General features: G+C 68.7%; 15 protein-coding genes. 6 read left to right on the top strand and 9 right to left on the bottom strand.

The window, feature by feature from the left end:
• Positions 1-37 precede the first annotated feature (37 nt).
• The 9 genes from ACEI37_RS23370 to apbC all read right to left on the bottom strand — a co-directional run bounded on the left by ACEI37_RS23370 (position 38) and on the right by apbC (position 9750).
• On the bottom strand, positions 38-274 hold the full coding sequence (locus ACEI37_RS23370; RefSeq protein WP_373378352.1) for a hypothetical protein: 237 nt from the start codon (positions 272-274) through the stop codon (positions 38-40).
• Positions 271-972, bottom strand: a complete 702-nt coding sequence (gene fdh3B / locus ACEI37_RS23375; RefSeq protein WP_373378353.1) for a formate dehydrogenase FDH3 subunit beta — start codon at positions 970-972, stop codon at positions 271-273. The genes ACEI37_RS23370 and fdh3B overlap by 4 nt, the downstream gene beginning before the upstream one ends.
• A 15-nt stretch (positions 973-987) precedes the next feature.
• Positions 988-4032 (bottom strand): molybdopterin-dependent oxidoreductase, encoded by a 3045-nt coding sequence (locus tag ACEI37_RS23380; protein ID WP_373378354.1) that lies wholly within the window; start codon positions 4030-4032, stop codon positions 988-990.
• 72 nt (positions 4033-4104) lie between these two features.
• Positions 4105-4320 carry a formate dehydrogenase gene (locus ACEI37_RS23385; protein ID WP_062801520.1) on the bottom strand — a complete coding sequence of 72 codons (216 nt, stop codon included), beginning with the start codon at positions 4318-4320 and terminating at the stop codon, positions 4105-4107.
• Between the two features lie 167 nt (positions 4321-4487).
• Positions 4488-5126 carry a molecular chaperone gene (locus ACEI37_RS23390; RefSeq protein ID WP_373378355.1) on the bottom strand — a complete coding sequence of 213 codons (639 nt, stop codon included), beginning with the start codon at positions 5124-5126 and terminating at the stop codon, positions 4488-4490.
• A 37-nt stretch (positions 5127-5163) separates the two neighbouring features.
• Positions 5164-7329 (bottom strand): 4Fe-4S binding protein, encoded by a 2166-nt coding sequence (locus ACEI37_RS23395; RefSeq protein ID WP_373378356.1) that lies wholly within the window; start codon positions 7327-7329, stop codon positions 5164-5166.
• A gap of 100 nt (positions 7330-7429) precedes the next feature.
• A complete protein-coding gene (locus ACEI37_RS23400) occupies positions 7430-8074 on the bottom strand; it encodes a DUF3306 domain-containing protein (RefSeq protein WP_373378357.1) in 645 nt (214 codons plus the stop codon).
• A gap of 32 nt (positions 8075-8106) precedes the next feature.
• Positions 8107-8646 (bottom strand): DUF3305 domain-containing protein, encoded by a 540-nt coding sequence (locus tag ACEI37_RS23405; RefSeq protein WP_373378358.1) that lies wholly within the window; start codon positions 8644-8646, stop codon positions 8107-8109.
• Between the two features lie 15 nt (positions 8647-8661).
• Positions 8662-9750 (bottom strand): iron-sulfur cluster carrier protein ApbC, encoded by a 1089-nt coding sequence (gene apbC / locus ACEI37_RS23410; RefSeq protein WP_373378359.1) that lies wholly within the window; start codon positions 9748-9750, stop codon positions 8662-8664.
• Between the two features lie 336 nt (positions 9751-10086).
• Here apbC and ACEI37_RS23415 point away from each other — a divergent pair, with 336 nt between their 5' ends.
• The 6 genes from ACEI37_RS23415 (at position 10087) to ACEI37_RS23440 (ending at position 21124) form a co-directional block, all read left to right on the top strand.
• Complete coding sequence (locus tag ACEI37_RS23415) at positions 10087-10725, top strand: OmpA family protein (protein WP_373378360.1); 639 nt, start codon at positions 10087-10089, stop codon at positions 10723-10725.
• A gap of 290 nt (positions 10726-11015) precedes the next feature.
• Entirely contained in the window at positions 11016-13088 is a 2073-nt protein-coding gene (gene metG / locus ACEI37_RS23420) for a methionine--tRNA ligase (RefSeq protein WP_373378361.1), read from the top strand.
• A gap of 359 nt (positions 13089-13447) precedes the next feature.
• Positions 13448-16783, top strand: a complete 3336-nt coding sequence (locus ACEI37_RS23425; RefSeq protein WP_373378362.1) for a carboxyl transferase domain-containing protein — start codon at positions 13448-13450, stop codon at positions 16781-16783.
• A 60-nt stretch (positions 16784-16843) separates the two neighbouring features.
• A complete protein-coding gene (locus ACEI37_RS23430; RefSeq protein ID WP_373378363.1) occupies positions 16844-18577 on the top strand; it encodes an AMP-binding protein in 1734 nt (577 codons plus the stop codon).
• Positions 18578-18674: 97 nt separating this feature from the next.
• Complete coding sequence (locus tag ACEI37_RS23435; RefSeq protein ID WP_373378364.1) at positions 18675-19463, top strand: IclR family transcriptional regulator; 789 nt, start codon at positions 18675-18677, stop codon at positions 19461-19463.
• 59 nt (positions 19464-19522) lie between these two features.
• Entirely contained in the window at positions 19523-21124 is a 1602-nt protein-coding gene (locus ACEI37_RS23440) for an ABC transporter substrate-binding protein (RefSeq protein WP_373378365.1), read from the top strand.
• Positions 21125-21184: the final 60 nt, after the last annotated feature.

Below are 21184 nucleotides of genomic sequence, written 5' to 3' on the forward strand. Positions count from 1 at the left end.
AGTTCCCGGCGGGCGGGAAGTCCACACGGCGGCGCGGTCATTGCACCCGGGTGTACTCGTTCTGCAACTGGTTGCGCTGGCGGATCTGGTTGTTCCAGCTGTTGCGGTCGCCCGCGGTCCAGCCCTTGGCCACGAACGGATCGTCCGGGGCGCCCTGGAAAGCCTGGGCGTCGGCCTTGCGGTGCGACGGGCCGATGGTCTGCGGCTTCTCGCCGCACGCGGCCAGCAGCACGCCGCACAGCGACACCAGTGCAACGACGCGGATGCGATTCATGACGCTTTCCCTCCTGCGGGTGCCGTGGCTGCCGGCGCGGTCGGCGCGGCGGGCACGGCTGGTGCCGGCGCGGGCTGCTGCGCCGGTGCCGCGGGCTGCGCGCCGGCCTGGGCATTGCCATAGGCGGTGCCCCAGCCGAACACGTCGCCGCCGGTGCCGCGCTTGATCACGCGGTTGCGCAGGATGTCGGCAATCACGTCGCCGTCGCCGCCCAGCAGCGCCTTGGTCGAGCACATCTCGGCGCACAGCGGCAGCTTGCCTTCGGCGAGCCGGTTGCGGCCGTATTTCTCGAACTCGGCTTCCGAGCCGTTTTTCTCCGGGCCGCCGGCGCAGAAGGTGCACTTGTCCATCTTGCCGCGCACTCCGAAGGTGCCGGTCGACGGAAACTGCGGCGCGCCGAACGGGCAGGCGTACGAGCAGTAGCCGCAGCCGATGCAGACGTCCTTGTCGTGCAGCACCACGCCATCCTCGGTGCGGTAGAAGCAGTCGACCGGGCAGACCGCCATGCAGGGCGCGTCCGAACAGTGCATGCAGGCCACCGAGATCGATTTCTCGGCGCCGACCATGCCGTCGTTGACCGTGACCACGCGGCGCCGGTTCACCCCCCAGGGCACCTCGTGCTCGTTCTTGCAGGCAGTGACGCAGCTGTTGCACTCGATGCAGCGCTCGGCGTCACAGATAAATTTCATGCGTGCCATGGTGTTCCTCTGCGCTTAGGCAAACCGCTCGATCTGGCAAATGGTGGTCTTGGTTTCCTGCATCATCGTCACCGAGTCATAGCCGTATGTGGTGGCGGTGTTGACCGCTTCGCCGCGCACCACCGGCATCGCGCCCTCGGGGTAGTAGTCCTTCAGGTCCTTGCCCTGCCACCAGCCCGAGAAGTGGAACGGGACAAAGGCGGTATCCGGCCCGACCCGCTCCGTGACCAGCGCGCGTACCTTCAGCCTGGCGCCGGTCGGCGTCTTGACCCAGCAGTAGTCGCCGTTGCGGATGCCGCGGTCGGACGCGGCGCGCGGATTGATCTCGACGAAGTTCTCCTGCTGCAGTTCCGCCAGCCACGGGTTGGAACGGGTTTCCTCGCCCCCGCCCTCGTACTCGACCAGCCGCCCCGAAGTCAGGATGATCGGGAACTTCTCGGCCACCTTGTTCTCGATGTTGCGCTGCTGCACCGACTTGTACAGCGTCGGCAGCCGCCAGAACGCCATCTTGTCGTCGTGGGTCGGGTACTTCGCGACCATGTCGGGACGGGTGGAGTACAGCGGCTCGCGGTGCTGCGGGATCGGGTCCGGGAAGTTCCATACCACTGCGCGCGCCTTGGCATTGCCGAACGGATGGCAGCCATGGTTCTTCATCACCACGCGCTGGATGCCGCCGGACAGGTCGGTCTTCCAGTTCTTGCCCTCGGCCTTGGCCTTCTCGGCATCGGTCAGGTCGTCCCACCAGCCCAGCTTCTTCAGCAGCACGTGGTCGAACTCGGGATAGCCGGTGGTGATCTCCGCGCCCAGCGAGAATGAACCATCCTCGGCCAGCAGGTTGACGCCGTCGCGCTCCACGCCGAAGTTGGCGCGGAAGTTGCCGCCGCCGTCCATCACGTGCTTGGTGGTGTCGTACAGGTTGGGCGAGCCCGGATGCTTGAGCTCCGGCGTGCCGTAGCACGGCCATGGCAGTCCGAAGTAGTCGCCGGTCAGGTCATAGCCGGTGACCGGGTCCTTGCCCGACTTGCAGCGCAGCGTCTTGACGTCGAACATCTGCATATTGCGCATGTGCGACTTCAGGCGTTCGGGCGACTGGCCGGTGTAGCCAATGGTCCAGTTGCTGGCGTTGATCTCGCGCAGGATCGATTCCGGCTCCGGCTCCATCCAGGTCCGGCCGGCCCGCTTGACCTCGATCATCTTGTAGTTCTTCGACAGCTCCTTGCCGAAGCCGAGCTTGTCGGCGAACGCCTGCATGATGGTGTGGTCGGGCATCGATTCGAACAGCGGCTCGATCACCTTCTCGCGCCATTGCAGCGAGCGGTTCGAGGCCGTGCACGAGCCCGAGGTCTCGAACTGCGTCGCCGCCGGCAGCAGGTACACCGCGCGGTTGGGGTTGACCTTGTCGCCCTCGGCCGGCGGCATGTTGGCCATGGCCGCGGTCGCCGACGGGTACGGGTCCACCACCACCAGCAGGTCGAGCTTGTCGAGCGCCTTCTTCATTTCCAGGCCGCGCGTCTGCGAGTTCGGGGCATGGCCCCAGAAGAACACGCCGCGTACGTTGTTGTCCTGGTCGATCAGCTCGTTCTTCTCGGTGACGATATCGATCCAGCGCGACACCGTGGTGCCGGACTTCTCCATCATCGCCTGCGACACGAACTGCTTCTTGATCCATTCGTAGTCCACGCCCCAGACCGCCGCGTAGTGCTTCCACGCGCCGGTGGCCAGGCCGTAGTAGCCCGGCAGCGAATCGGGGTTGGGGCCCACGTCGGTGGCGCCCTGCACGTTGTCGTGGCCGCGGAAGATGTTGGCGCCGCCGCCCGACACGCCGATATTGCCCAGCGCCAGCTGCACGATGCACGAGGCGCGCACCATCGCGTTGCCGATGGTGTGCTGGGTCTGGCCCATGCACCACACCAGCGTGCTGGGGCGGTTCTTGGCCATGGTCTCGGCCACCAGGTAGACCTGGGCCTCGGGCACGCCAGTGACCTCCTCGACCTTGTCGGGGGTCCACTTGGCCAGCACCTCTTCCTTGACCTTGTCCATGCCGTAGACACGGTCGTTCAGGTACTTCTGGTCTTCCCAGCCGTTCTTGAAGATGTGGTACAGCACGCCGAACAGGAAAGCGATATCGGTGCCCGAGCGGATCCGCACGTAATGGTGCGCCTTGGCCGCGGTGCGCGTGAAGCGCGGATCGACCACGATCACCTTGCAGCCGTTCTCCTTGGCATGCAGCAGGTGCAGCATCGACACCGGGTGCGCCTCGGCCGCGTTCGAACCGATATACAACGCAGCCTTCGAGTTCTGCATGTCGTTGTACGAGTTCGTCATCGCACCGTAGCCCCAGGTGTTGGCCACGCCCGCCACGGTAGTGGAGTGGCAGATGCGCGCCTGGTGGTCGGTATTGTTGGTGCCGAAGAACGACACCCACTTGCGCATCAGGTAGGACTGCTCGTTGCTGTGCTTGGAAGACCCGACGAAGAACATCGAGTCCGGGCCGCTCTGCTGGCGGATCTCCTTCATCTTTGCGGTGATCTCGTCGAGCGCCTGGTCCCAGCCGATGCGCTGGTATTTGCCGTTGACCAGCTTCATCGGGTACTTGAGCCGGTATTCGCCGTGGCCGTGCTCGCGCAGCGCCGCGCCCTTGGCACAGTGCGCGCCCATGTTGAGGGGCGAATCGAACACCGGCTCCTGGCGGATCCACACCCCGTTCTGCACCACTGCGTCGACCGCGCACCCAACCGAGCAGTGGCCGCACACGGTGCGCCTGACCACGATGCCGGTCTTGCCGTCGCCGGCGGCCTTCTTGTCGTCGGCGGCGTCGGCCTTGCGCAGCAGCGTCAGCTGCGCGGCCGCGAGGCCGGCGCCGACGCCGATGCCGGAGCGCTTGAGGAAGCTGCGGCGGTCCATGGTCGGCATGGCGCCGGCCAGGCTGGCCGCGAGTCGTTGGGAGAGCCGGCCGGAGCTTGCGCCGGCGGATTCGCGCCCGGAGTCGGATCGATGGCCGAGGCCATCAGCGAGGCGGGCGGATGCGCCCTGCGCCGCGCGTTTGCGGGTCAAGATCATGTCTCACCTCAGAAACGGACGATTGGTAGCGTCCGGTTGCGGGCGGCGCGCCAGACCACGCCGCCGTGGCAGTTACACCAGCGTGGTCCGGTAATACTTGCGGATGTGGTCGGAGACCCGGTAACCCTTGCTGTCCGATGGTGGATCGGTGGGTTCCGGCAGGGCTGCAGCCTGGCCCGGCATGGCGGGTGCGCGCGCGCTCAGCGCTGCCGCACCGGTGGCGGCGGCTACAACTCCGGCGCCCGCGAGAAACGTGCGGCGCGCGACCCTGGTTGGCTTTTCTCTCATGTGGGGGCTCCTCGGTTGTCAAACCCCGATGGTTGTGCCGTTATGCGTTGTTATGCATATTCTAGATTCAACTGGAAGGAAAGACCATGACAAGCACGGGTTTTTCCTTACCTTCTGCTCCAACTTGAGCTAAGAAACCTGCGGCTTGCGCCGCATCGGTTCCGCGCTCAGCTCATCTCGAGCGCCACCGCCTCGACCCCGGCGAAGGTGCCCAGCAGTCCGGCCACGCTGCGATAGAAGCGCGCCTGCGGATGCGCCGCCACCGCCTCGCACAAGGGCTCGATCCAGGGCTGCATATGCTTCGCATAGAAGCGCTGCTGCTCGCCCAGGTTGGACACCGACAGGTCGTCACCGGCCACCAGGAAGCGCATCACCTCGCACAGCGTGGCGATGTGGTCCTCGGTCTCGCTGACGCCTTCGTGGCGCTCCAGCCCGTAGCGGGCCAGGTCCTCGCGCAGTGCCACCAGCGGGCGCTCGTTGAGGAAGCCCGTCATATAGAACGAGCCGTAGAGGAACACGTCCTGGCGTCCCACGCCGACGAACAGCTGCCGGTACTCCTCCTCGGCCTCGGCCGCGGTGGTCTCGGATGCTGCGTCGCACAACGCATTCCACGCCTTGCCCAGCACGGTCTGCGCGTCTACGCCCACGGCCCGGTTGGCCGCGATGTGATGCAGCAAGGCCGCGTCCGGCGCGCGGTAGAACAGCGTCGCCAGCAGCCCGTACAGGTCGGCGCGGGCAGTGTCTTCGCTGTCCGCGGGATCGGCGGGCGGTGCGGCGGTGAGCTGGATCGGCTGGAAATCTGTCATGTCGTGATGAATTGTGCCCGGTGGCCCGGGCCGGGTCTCAGCGCAGGGTGGCGCCGGTGACGGCGCCGGGGTCGCGTTCCATCATGTCCACCACGCGGCAGTCGGGGCACATCCTGAGCCGCTCCGCGGCGGCGCCGGCAAAGGCCGGATGGCCGGCCAGGCGCACCAGCATCGACTCGACCATCTGCGCCGTGCCGAACGGCTTGGCGCAGCGCACGCAATGGAACGGCTGGGCCTCGTTGAGCGTGACCGGGCGCCGGGCCGCGTCGCCTGCCAGCAGGCGTGGCACCAGGGTCACGGCGTCCTCCGGGCAGGTCTTCTGGCACAGCCCGCACTGCACGCAGTTGCGCTCGATAAAGCTGAGCACCGGGCGCTCGGGGTTGTCGCGCAGCGCCTGCGACGGGCACGCGCCGACGCACGCCAGGCACAAGGTGCACTTGCCGGTATCGACGGCGATGGCGCCGATGGGCGCGCCCGCCGGCAGTGGCACGCTCTGCGCCGGCGACGGCGCATGGCGCACCAGGTGGTCCAGCGTGAAGTCGAGCAGCTCGCGCTTGGCCGCGACCGGGCCGAAGGTCGCGGGCGGCAGCGCGTTGCGCGCCGGACGCAGCGCCGCGAGGCCGGCATCGAGCGCTTCGGTGTTGGCGGCCTCGACCAGCGACAGCGCCTCGTCGTCATAACCCAGGCCCGACAGCAGCGCGCGCCCGACCGCCATCTGCTCAAGCAGCGCGGTGCGGTATTGCGGGGCCTCGTCGCCGGTCAGCAGCACGGCGACGCGGCTGGCGCCCCAGCACAGCGCGGCCAGCCACAGCTCCAGCCCCACCGAGGCCGGATGGAACAGCGACAGCGGCATGACCTGCGCGGGCACACCCTGCGCCTTGCCGCCGCGGGCGGCGCGGCCCAGTGCCAGCAGCGCGGGCGTGCCGGATTCCTCGCCGTGCAGCAGCACCACCGGATCGCGTGCGCCGGCTTGCCGGTAGGTGGACAGCAGCGTGCGCAGCCGCGCGCCGGTAGTCTCGGGGCCGGGGTAACCGTAGCTGATGGCACCGCTGGGGCAGACCGTGGTGCAGGCGCCGCAGCCCATGCACAGGTTGGGCGTGACCTCGATGCGGCCCTTGCCGTCATGCCAGCGCGAGGTGATGGCCTGGGTCGAGCAGATATCGATGCAGGCGGTGCAGCCGGTGGTCTGGTTGCGGCCGTGCGCGCACAGGCTTTCCTTGTAGCGGAAGAACTTGGGCTTCTCGAACTCGCCCACCAGCCCGGCCAGCGCCAGCGCCTGGGCCTGCTGCCGCGCGGGATCGGCGCCCGCATGCAGGTAGCCCTGCGGCGGCTGGTGCATGGTGAAGGCGGGCGTGTCGCACAGGTCGAAGACCAGGTCGAAGCGGCCCGTGCCGGTGCCCTGCGGGCGGTCGAAGTCGATCGCCGCGGCGGCGCCGCAGGCGCGCACGCAGTCGCGATGCGCGCGGCAGCGCGACAGGTCGATCTGGTAGCTGAAGTCGATCGCGCCCTCGGGACAGGCATCGATGCAGGCATTGCAGCGCGTGCACAGGTCCAGGTCGATCGGGTTGCTGCGGCCCGCGCCGGTTTCCCAGCTGGCCTCGAAGGCGCCGAGCCAGCCGGTCAGCGCGGCCAACTGGCCGCTGTGGACCGGATATGCGCGCGCGGCGGGCTGCGCGGCGGTGCCGTCGCGCGGGTCGCCGCCGGTCAGCAGCACCGTGACTTCGAGCTGCATTGCCGCCAGCCGCTCGGCCCAAGGCAGCGCGCGCGCGGCCGGCCCCAGCACCAGCACCGCGCCGTCGCTGCGGTAGTCCACCACCGGCACCGGTTCGGGTTCGGGCAGCGCCGCCACTGCCAGCAGCGCGGCGATCTTGGCATTGGCGGTCCTGGGGTCGCGCCGAGCACCCTGTGACCAGCCGCCGGTTTCGCGGATATTGACGAAGCGCACCGGCGCGGTCACCACCGCCTGGCCATCGCGGCCCTGCGCGGCTTGCGCGGCCACCTCGGTAAAGAGCTGGCGCTCCTGGGTGCAGGCGACGATCACGTCGTCGGTGCCGTCCAGCGCGGCGGTGAAGTCACCGATTTCGCGCCGGCACAGCAGTCGATGGACCTTGAGCGGTCCCTGGCTGGCGTCGCGGGTTGCGTCGGACAATGCCGCCCCGTCCAGCGGCATGGTGTCGTTGCAATTGCAGATCAGCGTCGGCATGGCGAGTGCGGCTGACCGGTCCGGACGTCCCTTCTTGGCGGGGGTCTGCGGGCCGGCGGATTGTGGGGATGCCTATTGTAGGCTGCGCTGCCCCCTGGGGCTACGCGCGATTATGCGGATCTTGCCGCGGGTCTTGCTGGCCCTGTTGTTCGCTTTGACCGGCGTGAGGCGGCGGCGTTTCGGTGCCTGCCGGCGCATCGGCCTGCACCAGCGGCGCGTCGGCGGCCTCGCCTGGTGCCGGACCCGCCGGATGCGGTTCCTGCTCCGCTTCCGTTTGCGCAGCCGGCGGTACCTGTTCCGGCTGCGACAGCCGGGCCGCGGCTTCGGCCGCGGCGCGTTCTTCGTCGGTCGGCTCGAACAGGCCCAGCGTCTCCGCCTGGCGCAGCTGGCGCAGGATCTCGGGCGGGATCGGGTCGGGCTTGCTGTAGTCGTCGATATAGATGTCGAGCCCGTCCATCACATTGAAGTGCGGATCGGCAAACAGTGTCTTCAGCGCGGCCCGCTTGACCGATTCGTCCACGCCGCGCGCAACGAAGCGGGCGATCTCGTCACCGGGCCGCAGCGCCGCGACATCGGCCAGCGTCGGCGGCGGGCTCTGCGGCGCCTCGGGGGCGGCGTCGACGGTGGCCGGGACTGCCTCGGCCTCGGGCTGCGGGGGCAGCGGCGGTTCGGCGGGAACAGCCACGCCCTCGCGCACCGCGGCCTTGCGGCGCGACCAACGCGACAGGAAGGACGATTCGCTCATGGGCAGGGGCCGCTTCTCGATGGTGTCAGGGATCAGTAGCGGGCGCGCTGGTCGGGCGCCTTGAAGGACTCGGGCCGGCGCCGCTGCTTGGGCTCGGGCCGGTAATGTTCGTTGACGTAGGCCTGCAGCCAGTCGCGCTGCTCCGGCGCGAGCGGCACGTTCTCGACGGTCTCGCCGGCATCCAGCCAGCGCCCGGCCTCGTTGTACGACAGCGCCACGGTGACCGGCACCGGGTGCGCATCATCTGCGTCGCCCCTGCCTTCATCCTCGGGCATGCGCCACAGCACGAACCAGCACGGCGTGGCCGAGCTCAGGTTCAGGTAATAGCCCTCGCCCTGGTCGCGGAACAACTCCACCTCGTAGCCCGGGTACAGCCAGCGCGCGCCGTGGGCATCGTGCTCAAGGCATACCGGCTGCGTGCCGAACTCGCCCAGGTCGGGCAGCACCGCGTCCAGCTGCCATTTCCAGGGTTGCCAGCGATTCGCCAGCGCCACCTTGCGCATCACCACGGCCATGGTGACGGCGGGGCGGGCGCCGGGCGGCGGCAGGGTGACGGTGGGCTGGCTGTCCATGGCGGCAGGCGGGGATCAGGTGTTCTGCACGACGATGCTGGGGAACTTGCTGGTCATGTCGCGCGCCTTGTCGGCGACCTTGATCGCCACCTTGCGCGCGATGGCACGGTACATCTCGGCCACCGGGCTGTCGGGTTCGGCAACCACGGTCGGGCGGCCGGAATCGGCCTGCTCGCGGATGCTCAGGTTCAGCGGCAGGCTGCCGAGCAGGTCCACGCCGTAGTCGGCGCACATCTTTTCGCCGCCGCCGTGGCCGAAGATATGCTCGACATGGCCGCAGTTCGGGCAGCAATAGACCGCCATGTTCTCGACGATGCCCAGGATGGGGATGCCCACCTTCTCGAACATCTTCAGGCCCTTCTTGGCGTCGAGCAGCGCGATGTCCTGCGGCGTGGTCACGATCACCGCGCCGGTGACCGGCACCTTCTGCGACAGCGTCAGCTGCACGTCGCCGGTGCCCGGCGGCATGTCGACGATCAGGTAATCGAGGTCGCGCCAGTTGGTCTGGCGCAGCAGCTGCTCCAGCGCCGAGGTCACCATCGGGCCGCGCCACACCATGGGATTGTCCTGCTCGATCAGGAAGCCGATCGAGTTGGCCTGCAGGCCGTGGCCCTCCAGCGGCTCCATGGTCTGGCCGTCGGCGGACTCCGGGCGCCCGTCGATGCCCAGCATCATCGGCAGGCTGGGGCCGTAGATGTCAGCGTCGAGCATGCCCACGCGCGCGCCTTCGGCCGCCAGCGCCAGCGCCAGGTTCACGGCCGTGGTCGACTTGCCCACCCCGCCCTTGCCCGACGCCACCGCAATCACGTTCTTCACGCCCGGCAGCAGCTTGACGCCGCGCTGCACCGCGTGGGCGACGATCTTCATGCTCACGGCCACGCTGACATTGGTCACGCCCGGCAACTGCCGGACCGCGGCCACCACCAGCTTGCGGATCGGGTCGAACTGGCTCTTGGCGGGGTAGCCGAGCTCCACCTCCAGCGATACCTCGCCGCCATCGATGCGGATGTTCCGGGCAGAACGGGTGGACACCAGGTCCTTGCCCGTATTGGGGTCGATGACGGTGCGCAGGGCTTCGGTAACCTGCTCAGTGCTGAGGCTCAAGACAAACTCCGCTTGGTATGTGGGGAACGGGCGCATGATGGCCTGCGCCTAATGTATCAAAGTATGCAGCACCGGCCATGAACGCCGGAAGCCCGCGTGCAATCCCCTCTGTCGGGTGGGGGATTACAGACAATTACAAATCTCACAAGCTTGCACTTGTGCGCGCGCCGCCATATCCATATTGTAGTGCGGTTGGACGGCCCGGCACGTCGACACCGCAAGCGGTGCCGCGCCCGGCCGGGCCGACGCGCACAATGGGTTACCTGCCGCTTGCCTTGGCGTTAACATCGCCACGCGGTACCAAGAACATTTACGGGAACATCAGAAGGAGAAAGCATGAAGATCAAGCTCGTTACCGTTTCGCTCGCCGCCGCCACGCTGCTGGCCGCTGGCTGCGCCACCGAACAGCAAACCCACACGGCGGTGGGTACCGGCGTCGGCGCCGCGGTCGGCGCGGGGCTTGGCAACCTGATCGGCGGCAACACCACCGGCACGCTGGTAGGCGCGGCCGTCGGCGGCGCCATCGGCGGCGCGACCGGCTACAACTGGAACGCGATCCGCGGCAAGCTCAACAAGGACACCGCCGGCACGGGCACCCAGATCACCGAGCAGCCGGACGGTTCGCTGAAGGTCAACATCCCCAGCCAGGTCACCTTCGACACCGACAGCGCCACCATCAAGCCGTCGTTCCGCTCGGTGCTCGACCAGGTCGCGCAGACCCTGGGCCAGCACCAGGACGTCAGCGCCAACGTGGTGGGCCATACCGACAGCACGGGTAATCCGAACTACAACATGCAGCTGTCGCAGCGCCGCGCCCAGAGCGTGGCGGGCTATCTGGGTGAACGCGGCGTCGCACGCAACCGGCTCAGCGCCGAAGGCCGCGGCCAGAGCCAGCCGGTCGCGGACAACGCGACCGAGGCCGGACGGGCACAAAATCGCCGCGTCGAAATTTTTTTGAAACCAATTCAAGGGTGACCCTGTCATAGAAACAGGTGCCGCTTGCCACCGTTGCTGGCTCGCGATGGGTGGCTGACCTCCCGGGCGGTACCTGATTTCTCCTCCTTTTCCGTTGTGGAAAGCTGCGCCGGCTCTGACCGGCGCTTTTTTTTGCCCGAACGGATCCGGCGGCGCGCCCATTCCGCGATGCGGAACCGCCGCGCGGTGGCCGGCCAGTTGTTAAAATAGCCCCTTCCCGGCACGCGCCCGCCCCTCCCTGGCTGGCGCCCGTCCCCGTCGATTTCCCCGCTCCTGACCGGCCCCTGTTTATGACCGCACGTCGCATCCTCGTCACATCCGCCCTGCCCTACGCCAACGGCCAGATCCATATCGGCCACCTGGTGGAGTACATCCAGACCGATATCTGGGTGCGGTTCCAGCGCATGATGGGCAACGAGGTCTACTACGTCGGCGCCGACGACACCCACGGCACCCCGGTCATGCTGCGTGCCGAGAAGGAAGGCATCACCCCGAAGCAGCTGATCGACCGCGTCTGGACCGAGCACAAGCGCGACTTCGACAGCTTCCTGGTGTCCTTCGACAACTACTACAGCACCGACGCCGAAGAAAACCGCGAGCTGTGCGAAAAGATCTACCTCGCCCTCAAGGCCGAGGACCTGATCGCCGAGCGCGAGGTCGAGCAGTTCTACGACCCGGTCAAGAACATGTTCCTGCCCGACCGCTTCATCAAGGGCGAGTGCCCGAAGTGCGGCGCCAAGGACCAGTACGGCGATTCCTGCGAGGTATGCGGCACCACCTACGTGCCGACCGACCTGAAGAATCCCTACTCGGTGGTGTCGGGCGCCACCCCCGTGCGCAAGTCGTCGGCCCACTACTTCTTCAGGCTGTCCGATCCGCGCTGCGAAAGCTTCCTGCGCGAGTGGGTAGCCGACCTGGCGCAGCCCGAAGCCGCCAACAAGATGCAGGAATGGCTGGGCGCCGAGGGCGAGGCCTCGACCTTGTCCGACTGGGACATCTCGCGCGATGCGCCCTACTTCGGCTTCGAGATCCCGGGCGCGCCGGGGAAGTACTTCTACGTGTGGCTGGACGCGCCCATCGGCTACTACGCCAGCTTCAAGAACCTGGCGCAGCAGCGCGGCATCGATTTCGACGCCTGGGTCGGCCCGCACTCGACCGCCGAGCAGTACCACTTCATCGGCAAGGACATCCTGTACTTCCACACGCTGTTCTGGCCGGCGATGCTGCGCTTCTCGGGCTACCGCACCCCGACCAATGTCTTTGCCCACGGCTTCCTGACCGTCGACGGCGCCAAGATGAGCAAGTCGCGCGGCACCTTCATCACCGCGCAGAGCTATATCGACACCGGCATGAACCCGGAATGGCTGCGCTACTACTTCGCCGCCAAGCTCAACGCCAGCATGGAAGACCTCGACCTGAACCTCGACGACTTCATCGCGCGCGTGAACAGCGACCTGATCGGCAAGTACGTCAACATCGCCAGCCGCGCCGCGGGCTTCCTGGTCAAGCGCTTCGACGGCAAGGTCGATGAGGCCGCGCTGGCCCATCCGCTGCTGGAGCAGCTGCGCCAGGCCGCGCCCCAGGTGGCGCACCTGTATGAAAGCCGCGAGTACAGCAAGGCGCTGCGTCTGGTGATGGAGCTGACCGATGCCGTCAACGCCTTCGTCGACACCGAGAAACCGTGGGAGCTGGCCAAGGACGACAGCAAGCGCGCCGCGCTGCATGCGGCGTGCTCGGTCTCGCTGGAGGCGTTCCGCCTGCTGACCATCTACCTGAAGCCGGTGGTGCCCAACGTGGCCGCGGGCGTGGAGCGTTTCCTCAACGTCGCGCCGCTGGACTGGCGCGCGATCGACCAGCAGCTGTCGGCCGCCAGCCCGGTGCAGCCCTACCAGCACCTGATGACGCGCGTCGATGCCAAGCAGGTCGACGCGCTGCTAGCCGCCAATCGCGAATCGCTGCAGGCGACCGCGGCGCCGGCCGCCAACGCAAACGCCAACGCAGCCGCAATCGAGCCGATCGCCGACACCATCACCATCGACGACTTCGCCAGGATCGACCTGCGCGTGGCGAAAATCGTCGAATGCCAGAAGGTGGAAGGCTCGAACAAGCTGCTGCAGCTGACGCTGGACCTGGGCGAAGGCCGCACCCGCAATGTGTTCTCCGGCATCCAGTCGGCCTACACGCCCGAGCAGCTGGTGGGCAAGCTGACCGTGGTGGTGGCGAACCTGGCGCCGCGCAAGATGAAGTTCGGCGTCTCCGAAGGCATGGTGCTGGCGGCCTCGGCCGCGGATGAAAAGGCCACGCCCGGCCTGTACATCCTGGAGCCGCACAGCGGCGCGGTGCCGGGCATGCGCATCGGCTGATCGTCCGGTATCGCTGTTCCCTCTTCCGACACGCGGGAGAGGGTTGCATCCCGCGGCACGCTCGTGACGCGGTTTCCTTCGGCGGCGCATCGCCGCCCCGCCCCCGGGGCGCGACATCTCGCCCGCCACAGCCGCCTGAATTCTGCAATGCAGAACAAAACAGCGGCAAATCCCCTCCCTCTCCCCGGCTCTATGCACACGCGGCATGTCATACATGGTTCCGGCGCATCGCGCTTGTGACCCCCTGGCTGGCCGCGTAGATTCCACCTCGCAGAATCACAAACCACAAAAACAAGAAGCCGGCAGCGCGGACCGCTTGCGCACTCGCGTGCCGCCGCTTCGCATGGAAGGGGACATTTGTGAAGAAGCTATTGATCGCCAATCGCGGCGAGATCGCGTTGCGCGTGCAGCGCGCCGCCCGCGATCTCGGCATCGCCACCGTGGCCATCTATGCCACCGACGACGCCAACAGCCGGCACCGCCTGCTCGCCGACGAAGCCGTCGCGCTGCAGGGCGAAGGTGCGGCGGCCTATCTCGACATCGACGCCATCCTCGCCGCGGCGCGGGCCACCGGCTGCGATGCCATCCACCCCGGCTACGGTTTTCTCAGCGAGCGCGCCGATTTCGCCAGCGCCTGCGCGGCGGCGCAGATCGTCTTTGTCGGGCCCGAGCCTGAACACCTGGCCCTGTTCGGCGACAAGGGCCGCGCGCTGGCGCTGGCCGCCCGCTGCGGCGTGCCGGTGATGCCCGCCACGCCGGGCGGCGCCACGCTCGATGCGGTGACGGCGTTCTTCGACGAGCAGGACGGCGCCGGCGTGGTGCTGAAGGCCGTGGGCGGCGGTGGCGGGCGCGGCATGCGCGTGGTGCGCGAGCGCGACGCCCTGCCCGAAGCCTATGCGCGCTGCCGCTCCGAGGCCCGCTCGGCGTTCGGCATCGACGCCCTCTACGCCGAGCGGCTGGTGGCCCGCGCGCGCCATATCGAAGTGCAGATCGCCGGCGACGGCGACAGCGTGATCGCGCTGGGCGAGCGCGACTGCACGCTGCAGCGCCGCTTCCAGAAGGTGGTGGAGATCGCGCCCAGCCCAGCGCTCGATGCCGCGCTGCGCCAGCGCATCGTCGACGCCGCCTGCACGCTGGCGCGCGAGGCGCGCTACCGCAGCCTGGGCACGTTCGAGTTCCTGGTCGAAGAGCCCGAGCATGGCGCCAGCCGCGATGGCGCGGCCCTGCCCTTCGTCTTTATCGAAGCCAATCCGCGCCTGCAAGTGGAGCACACCGTCACCGAGCAGGTCACCGGGATCGACCTGGTGGCGGTCCAGCTGGGACTGGCCCAGGGCCGGCGCCTGCCCGACCTGGGGCTGGATCCGCGGCACCCGCCGCGCGTGCGCGGCTATGCGATCCAGGTGCGCGTCAATGCCGAAGCCACCGATGCGCAGGGGCTGGCGCGGCCGGCGCAGGGCCGGCTGGAGCGCTTCGATCCGCCCACCGGACCGGACGTGCGCGTCGACACGCATGGCTATACCGGCTATGCCCCGTCCGCGCATTACGACACGCTGCTGGCCAAGCTGATCGTGACCTCGGCCAGCGATCATTTCGCCGACGCGGTCCGGCGCCTGCAGCGCGCGCTGGCCGAATTCAATATCGCCGGCATCGCCACCAACCTTGACCTGCTGCGGGCGCTGGCCGAGCGCGATGACTTTGCCAGCCAGCAGGTGCATACCCGCTATCTGGAGACGGCCCTGCCCGCGCTGCTGGAACGCGCCGCGCAGATCGGCGCGCAGCACGCGGCCAGGCACGCGCTGGCGGGCGCGGCCGTGGCACCGGTGGCGGCCACGTCGAGCAGCGCCAGCTTCGAAGAGCAGCTGGGCGAAGGCCTGTGCGCGGTGCGCGCGCCGATGAACGGCCGCGTGATCGAGCTGGCGCGCGAGAACGACGTGGTAAAGGCCGGCCAGACCGTGGCGGTGCTCGATGCGATGAAGATGGAACATGCCATCGTGGCCGAGCAGCCGGGACGCGTGATCGACCTGCGCACCGCATCCGGCGAACAGGTGGCCGAAGGCCAGGTGATGCTGGTGCTGGAGCCCGCCGACGCCGGCGCGCATGCCGGCGTCGACGCCGAACGCGCCGACCCCGCGGCGATCCGACCCGACCTGCAGCGCGTGCTCGATCGCCATGCCTTCCTGTACGACGCAGCCCGCCCCGACGCGGTGGCACGCCGCCATGCGCGCGGCCAGCGCACCGCGCGCGAGAACGTCGATGACCTGTGCGATGCCGGCAGCTTCCGCGAATATGGCGGCCTGGCGCTGGCGGCGCAGGCGAGCCGGCGCAGCGAGGCCGACCTGATCGCCAATACCCCCGCAGACGGGCTGATCACCGGCACCGGCACAGTCAACGGCAGCGTGTTTGCGCCAGAACGCGCACGCTGCGCGGTACTGGCCTACGACGCCACGGTGCTGGCCGGCACCCAGGGCAAGCGCAACCACACCAAGACCGACCGCATCCTGGAGGTGGCGCTGCGCAACCGCCTGCCCACGGTGATCTTTGCCGAGGGCGGTGGCGGGCGCCCGGGCGATGTCGACTTCCCCACCGTGGCCGGCCTGTACCAGCCGTCGTTCGGCGCCTTCGCCGAGCTGAGCGGCGAGGTGCCGGTGGTCGGCATCGCGTCGGGGCGCTGTTTCGCCGGCAATGCCGCGCTGCTGGGCTGCTGCGACCTGATCGTCGCCACGCGCAACGCCAATATCGGCATGGCCGGCCCAGCCATGATCGAAGGCGGCGGCCTCGGCGTGTTCCGGCCCGAGGACATCGGCCCGGCCGCGGTGCAGTACCACAACGGCGTGGCCGACCTGCTGGTCGACGACGAAGCCGCGGCCGTGGCCGCAGCGAAGCACTACCTGTCGATGTTCCAGGGCCGCATCGAAGCATGGCAGGCGCCCGAGCCGCTGGCGCTGCGCCACGTGGTTCCCGAAAACCGCCTGCGCGTGTACGACACCCGTGCCGCCATCGACGGGCTGGCCGACGTCGGCAGCGTGCTGGAGCTGCGCGCCGGCTTCGGCACCGGCATCCACACCGCGCTGGCGCGCATCGAAGGCCGGCCGGTGGGCATCCTCGCCAACAATCCGCGCCACCTCGGCGGCGCCATCGACGCCGACGCCGCCGACAAGGCCGCGCGCTTCATGCAGGTGTGCAACGCGCACGGGCTGCCGATCGTGTCGCTGATCGACACGCCGGGCTTCATGGTCGGCCCCGAGGTCGAGGCCCGGGCCCAGGTGCGCCACGTGTCGCGCATGTTCGTGATCGGCGCCAAGCTGCGCGTGCCGTTCCTGGCGGTGGTGCTGCGCAAGGGCTATGGGCTGGGCGCGATGGCGATGGCCGCGGGCGGCTTCCGCGCGCCCAGCTTCACGGTGTCGTGGCCGACCGGTGAGTTCGGCGGCATGGGGCTGGAGGGCGCGGTCCGGCTCGGCTTCCGCAAGGAGCTGGAGGCGCTGCCGGCGGGGCCGCAGCGCGATGCGCTGTACCAGCAGCTGGTGGCGCAGATGTACGAACGCGGCCATGCCATCAACGCCGCGGCGGCGCTGGAGCTCGATGCCGTGATCGATCCGGCCGCGACGCGGCAGTGGCTGGTCAGCGGCCTCGACGCGGGCGAGGCCGACCCGCACCGATCGCACCGACCGGTACGGCCCTTCGTCGACGCCTGGTAGGCGCGGCGGCGGACCCCACCAAGCGGACCACACCAGAGCGACAGCAAGAGGAGACAGCAGATGGACGAACAGGCGTTCTTCGCGGACCTGGAAGCCCGGCATCGCAAGATCTGGCCCGCCGGCCTGCCCGACGCACCGGTCCACCCCCACGGCGAGGCCCCGCTGGGGGACTACCTGCGTGCATGGGCGCGCAAGCGCCCGCAGCATGCGGCGCTGGTCTGGTACGGCACCACCGTCACCTATGCCGAACTCGACGACCTGTCCGAGCGCTGCGCCGCGCTGCTCAAGGGCCGCGGCGTCGGCGCCGGCGACCGGGTCGCGGTGATGATGGGCAACTGCCCGCAGTTCCACGTGGTGTTCTACGCCATCCTGAAGCTGGGCGCGGTGTACGTGCCGGTCAATCCGCTGTTCAAGGAACAGGAGCTGGTGTACGAGCTGAACGATGCCGGCGCCACCACCATCATCGTGCAGGACCAGCTCGCGCCGCTGCTGATGTCGGTGCGCGCGCAGACCGCGCTGCAGGCGGTCTACACCACCAGCGCCGGTGCCATGCTGCCGGCGCAGCCCGATCTGCCGCTGCCGGCCGGGCTGGATGCGCCCGCGCTGGCCGTCGATGGCGCCATCGACCTGCTGCAGGCGCTGCGCGAGACCGCCCCGGTGGCGCTGCCGCCGGTCGACCTGGACGCGCTGGCCGCGCTCAACTACACCGGCGGCACCACCGGCCTGCCCAAGGGCTGCATGCACACGCAGCGCGACATGCTGTACACCGCCGCGGCCTCGTATGCGCTGACCGGCGGCGTCGACGCGGCACGGCTGGCCGAGGGCTCGGACGACGTGATGCTGAACTTCCTGCCGATGTTCTGGATCGCGGGCGAGAACCTGGGCCTGATCTACCCGATCTTCAGCGGTGCAACCGTCGTGCTGCTGGCGCGCTGGGACCCGGTCGCGGTGATGGCCGCGATCGAGCGCTACCGCGTCAACCGCACCTTCGTCGTGGTCGACAACGCGGTCGAGCTGATGAACCACCCCGAGTGCGGCCGCTACGACCTGCGCTCGCTGCAGCATACACGCGCCGCCTCGTTCATCCGCAAGATCACGCCCGACATCCGCCAGCGCTGGCGCGCGCTGACCGGCAGCATCATTGCCGAAGGCGCGTGGGGCATGACCGAGACCCATACCAGCGACACCTTCACCACCGGCATGCAGGACGACGACATGGACCTGCGCGGCCGCCCGGTATTCGTCGGGCTGCCGGTGCCGGGCACGCGCATCAAGATTTGCGACTTCGACACCGGCGCGGTGCTGCCGGTCGGGGAAGAAGGCGAGATCGTGGTCAGCACGCCGTCGCTGTTCAAGGGCTACTGGGGCCGTCCCGACGTCGACGCCGAGGTGTTCCACGACGGCTGGTTCCGCACCGGCGATATCGGCGCGTATGACGAGGCCGGCTACCTGCATTTCCTTGGGCGGCGCAAGGAGATGCTGAAGGTGCGCGGCATGAGCGTGTTCCCGTCCGAGCTGGAGGTGCTGCTGTCGCGCCACCCGGCGGTGCTGGGCTCGGCCGTGGTGGGCCGTCCGGACCCGGACAAGGGCCAGGTGCCGGTGGCCTTTATCCGCCTGCGCCCCGAGCATGCCGACGGCACCAGCGCGGACGCGTTGCATGCCTGGTGCCGCGAGCAGATGGCGGTCTACAAGGTGCCCGAGATCCGCATCCTGCCCGAGTTTCCGCTGACTGCCACCGGCAAGGTGCGCAAGGTGGAACTGCAGGCGCTGCTGGACACCGAGGGCGGCGGCTGAGCGCAGGTCGGGCCGCACGCAGGCCCGACCGCATCACCGCACGGCGGAGATGCCACCCGCAGCCGGCTTGCCCGGCGCAACCATGGAGTCATCGGCCATGCACGATCGATCCACCGGCACCACCAGGGAAGACCGCCACTTCGTCACCGCGCTGGCGCGCGGGCTGGAGGTGCTGGCGTGCTTCCGCACCAGCGACCGCGCGCTGGGCAACCAGGAAATCGCGCGGCGCTGCCAGCTGCCCAAGTCCACGGTCTCGCGCCTGACCTCGACCCTGACCCGGCTGGGCTACCTGGCGCGCGTTGAAGGCAGCCAGCAGTACAGCCTCGGCACGGCCTGCCTGCGGCTGGGCAGCGCCATGCTGTCGCGGCTGGATATCCGCAAGGTGGCGCGCCCGCTGATGCAGGAGCTGGCGGATTTCTCCGGCGGCGAGGTGTCGCTGGGCACGCGCGACCGCTTCTCGATGATCTATGTCGAGCACTGCCGCAGCAGCGCCGCGATTGCGCTGACCCTCGATACCGGCTCGCGCATTCCGGTGGCGACCTCGGCAATCGGCCGCGCCTGGCTGGCGGTGGCGGCCGACGCCGAGCGGCAAGCCTTCATCGAGCAGGTGCGCGATGTCGACGACGTGGCCTGGCCGCGGCTGCGTCGCGGCATCGAGCAGGCGCTGGCCGATCACCGCGAGCTCGGCGTGACCTGCTCGATGGGCGAGTGGCAGGCCGATGTCAACGGCATCGCGCGCGGCTTCGAGCCCGGCCAGGGCATGCCGCCGATGGCACTCAACGTGGGCGGACCGTCGTTCCGGCTGTCGCCGTCGTTCCTGCTGCAGGAAGTGCGGCCGCGTCTGCTCGAGGTGGTGCGCCAACTCGAGAGCAGCTTCCCGCGCTGAGCGCGCCCGTTGTTCACACCCACAGCGCCGCCACGAGACGGCGCAACAGGAGGAGCACCATGCAAGTGAAGAAACCGTCCGACGCCACCCGCCACCGACTGCTGGCCGGCCTGGTCGCCGCGGCCATCATGCCGGTCGCGCAAGCGGCGCCCGCGCCCGCCACCGGCAGCCTTACCGTCGCCTTCGGCGCGGAGTCGACCACGCTCGACCCGGTCAAGATCTCGGCCGGCGTCGACCATTATTTCGTCGGCCAGATCTTCGAGATGCTGGTGCGCCGCAACGCCGCGCTCAAGGACGAGAACTGGCTGGCGGAAAGCTGGAAGCTCGATACCGGCAAGGACGGCAAGCCGGTGCTCGACGTGCAGCTGCGCAAGGGCGTGCGCTTCCATAACGGGGACCCGCTGACGTCCGAGGACCTGGAGTTCTCGTGGCAGCGCCAGCGCGATCCCAAGAGCAGCTTTTTCTCGCACTATGTGTCATCGGTCGAGCGCTTCGAGATCGTCGATGCGCATCGCTTCAAGCTGCATTTCAAGCAGCCCGACGCACAGTTCATCGTCGGCAACATGCAGCTGTGGGCCATGCCCAAGAAATACATCCAGAAGGTCGGCGAGGAAGAGTTCGCCCGCAAGCCGGTGGGCACCGGGCCATGGAAGTTCGTCTCGCGCACGGTCAAGGACGAGCTCAGGCTGGAAGCCTTCGACGGCTACTGGAACAAGGACAAGCGCCCCGGCATCAAGGAACTGACGATCAAGGTGATTCCCGAGGACCTGACCCGGGTGGCCGCGTTCAAGACCGGCAAGGTGGACTTCATCGACAACGTGCCGCCGTCGATGGTGGAGGAGTTCAGGAAGATGCCGGGCGTGAAGACCGTCACGCTGGTCAGCGGCAACAACCTGTTCCTGAACTTCAACACGCAGATGCCGAAGTCGCCGTTCAATGACGTGCGCGTGCGCCAGGCCGCGGCGCATGCCATCGATGTCGACGCCATCATCAAGCGGGTGCTGTTCGGCCAGGGCGAGCGCTACGCGCAGGTGGGCAAGGGCTCCAACGGCTACGATGCCGCGCTCAAGCCCTATGCGTTCGACCAGAAGCGCGCGCGCGAACTGCTGCGTCAGGCGGGCTATGCCAATGGCTTCGACACCCCCTGCTACAACCTGACCACGCCGCGCGAGCCCGGCGTGAAGGAAGTGGGCGAAGCCATGTACGCCTACCTGAGCGCCGTCGGCATCCGCTGCCAGGTGCGCAACCTGGAGTACGGCGCATGGATCAGCCTGGGCAAGCGCGGCCGTTCCGGCCCGCCCGAGATGGACGGCGTGCTGAGCTGGATGTGGTCGCAGGGCCTGCCCGGCGATCCCGGCCTGGCGTGGTCGGGCCACCTGCACAGCTACCAGGCCGGCGGCGGCTGGGGCACGTACTCGTACACCAGCGACCCCGAGGTCGACGCGCTGCTGGAGAAGCAGCGCCAGACCATGGACCCCGCCGCGCGCACCGCACTGCTGCAGCAGATCGCCCGCCTGAAGCACGAGCGCGTGCTGGGCGGGCTGCCCACCTACCGCCCGCTGGTGACCTTTGCCTGGCGCGACAACAAGATCGACTACGTGCCCTGGCCGATCCGCGACTACTGGCGCTCGTTCCAGGAAGTCAGCTGGAAGCAGCACTGATGCACCGCCGCGCCGGCCGCGCCCGACCCGGCGCGCCGGTGCGGCATCCCCGCTGACGAC

The sequence above is a fragment of the Cupriavidus nantongensis genome (genome assembly GCF_041726985.1).
Lineage (GTDB): Bacteria > Pseudomonadota > Gammaproteobacteria > Burkholderiales > Burkholderiaceae > Cupriavidus > Cupriavidus nantongensis_A.

Bases quoted from the DNA above. Each gene is read 5' to 3' on its own strand.
- ACEI37_RS23405 (WP_373378358.1), bottom strand. From the start codon at position 8,646: ATGGACAGCCAGCCCACCGTCACCCTGCCGCCGCCCGGCGCCCGCCCC.
- ACEI37_RS23385 (WP_062801520.1), bottom strand. From the start codon at position 4,320: ATGAGAGAAAAGCCAACCAGGGTCGCGCGCCGCACGTTTCTCGCGGGC.
- ACEI37_RS23380 (WP_373378354.1), bottom strand. From the start codon at position 4,032: ATGATCTTGACCCGCAAACGCGCGGCGCAGGGCGCATCCGCCCGCCTC.
- fdh3B (WP_373378353.1), bottom strand. From the start codon at position 972: ATGGCACGCATGAAATTTATCTGTGACGCCGAGCGCTGCATCGAGTGC.
- ACEI37_RS23400 (WP_373378357.1), bottom strand. From the start codon at position 8,074: ATGAGCGAATCGTCCTTCCTGTCGCGTTGGTCGCGCCGCAAGGCCGCG.
- ACEI37_RS23390 (WP_373378355.1), bottom strand. From the start codon at position 5,126: ATGACAGATTTCCAGCCGATCCAGCTCACCGCCGCACCGCCCGCCGAT.
- ACEI37_RS23430 (WP_373378363.1), top strand. From the start codon at position 16,844: ATGGACGAACAGGCGTTCTTCGCGGACCTGGAAGCCCGGCATCGCAAG.
- ACEI37_RS23370 (WP_373378352.1), bottom strand. From the start codon at position 274: ATGAATCGCATCCGCGTCGTTGCACTGGTGTCGCTGTGCGGCGTGCTG.
- metG (WP_373378361.1), top strand. From the start codon at position 11,016: ATGACCGCACGTCGCATCCTCGTCACATCCGCCCTGCCCTACGCCAAC.
- ACEI37_RS23435 (WP_373378364.1), top strand. From the start codon at position 18,675: ATGCACGATCGATCCACCGGCACCACCAGGGAAGACCGCCACTTCGTC.
- ACEI37_RS23440 (WP_373378365.1), top strand. From the start codon at position 19,523: ATGCAAGTGAAGAAACCGTCCGACGCCACCCGCCACCGACTGCTGGCC.
- ACEI37_RS23395 (WP_373378356.1), bottom strand. From the start codon at position 7,329: ATGCCGACGCTGATCTGCAATTGCAACGACACCATGCCGCTGGACGGG.
- ACEI37_RS23415 (WP_373378360.1), top strand. From the start codon at position 10,087: ATGAAGATCAAGCTCGTTACCGTTTCGCTCGCCGCCGCCACGCTGCTG.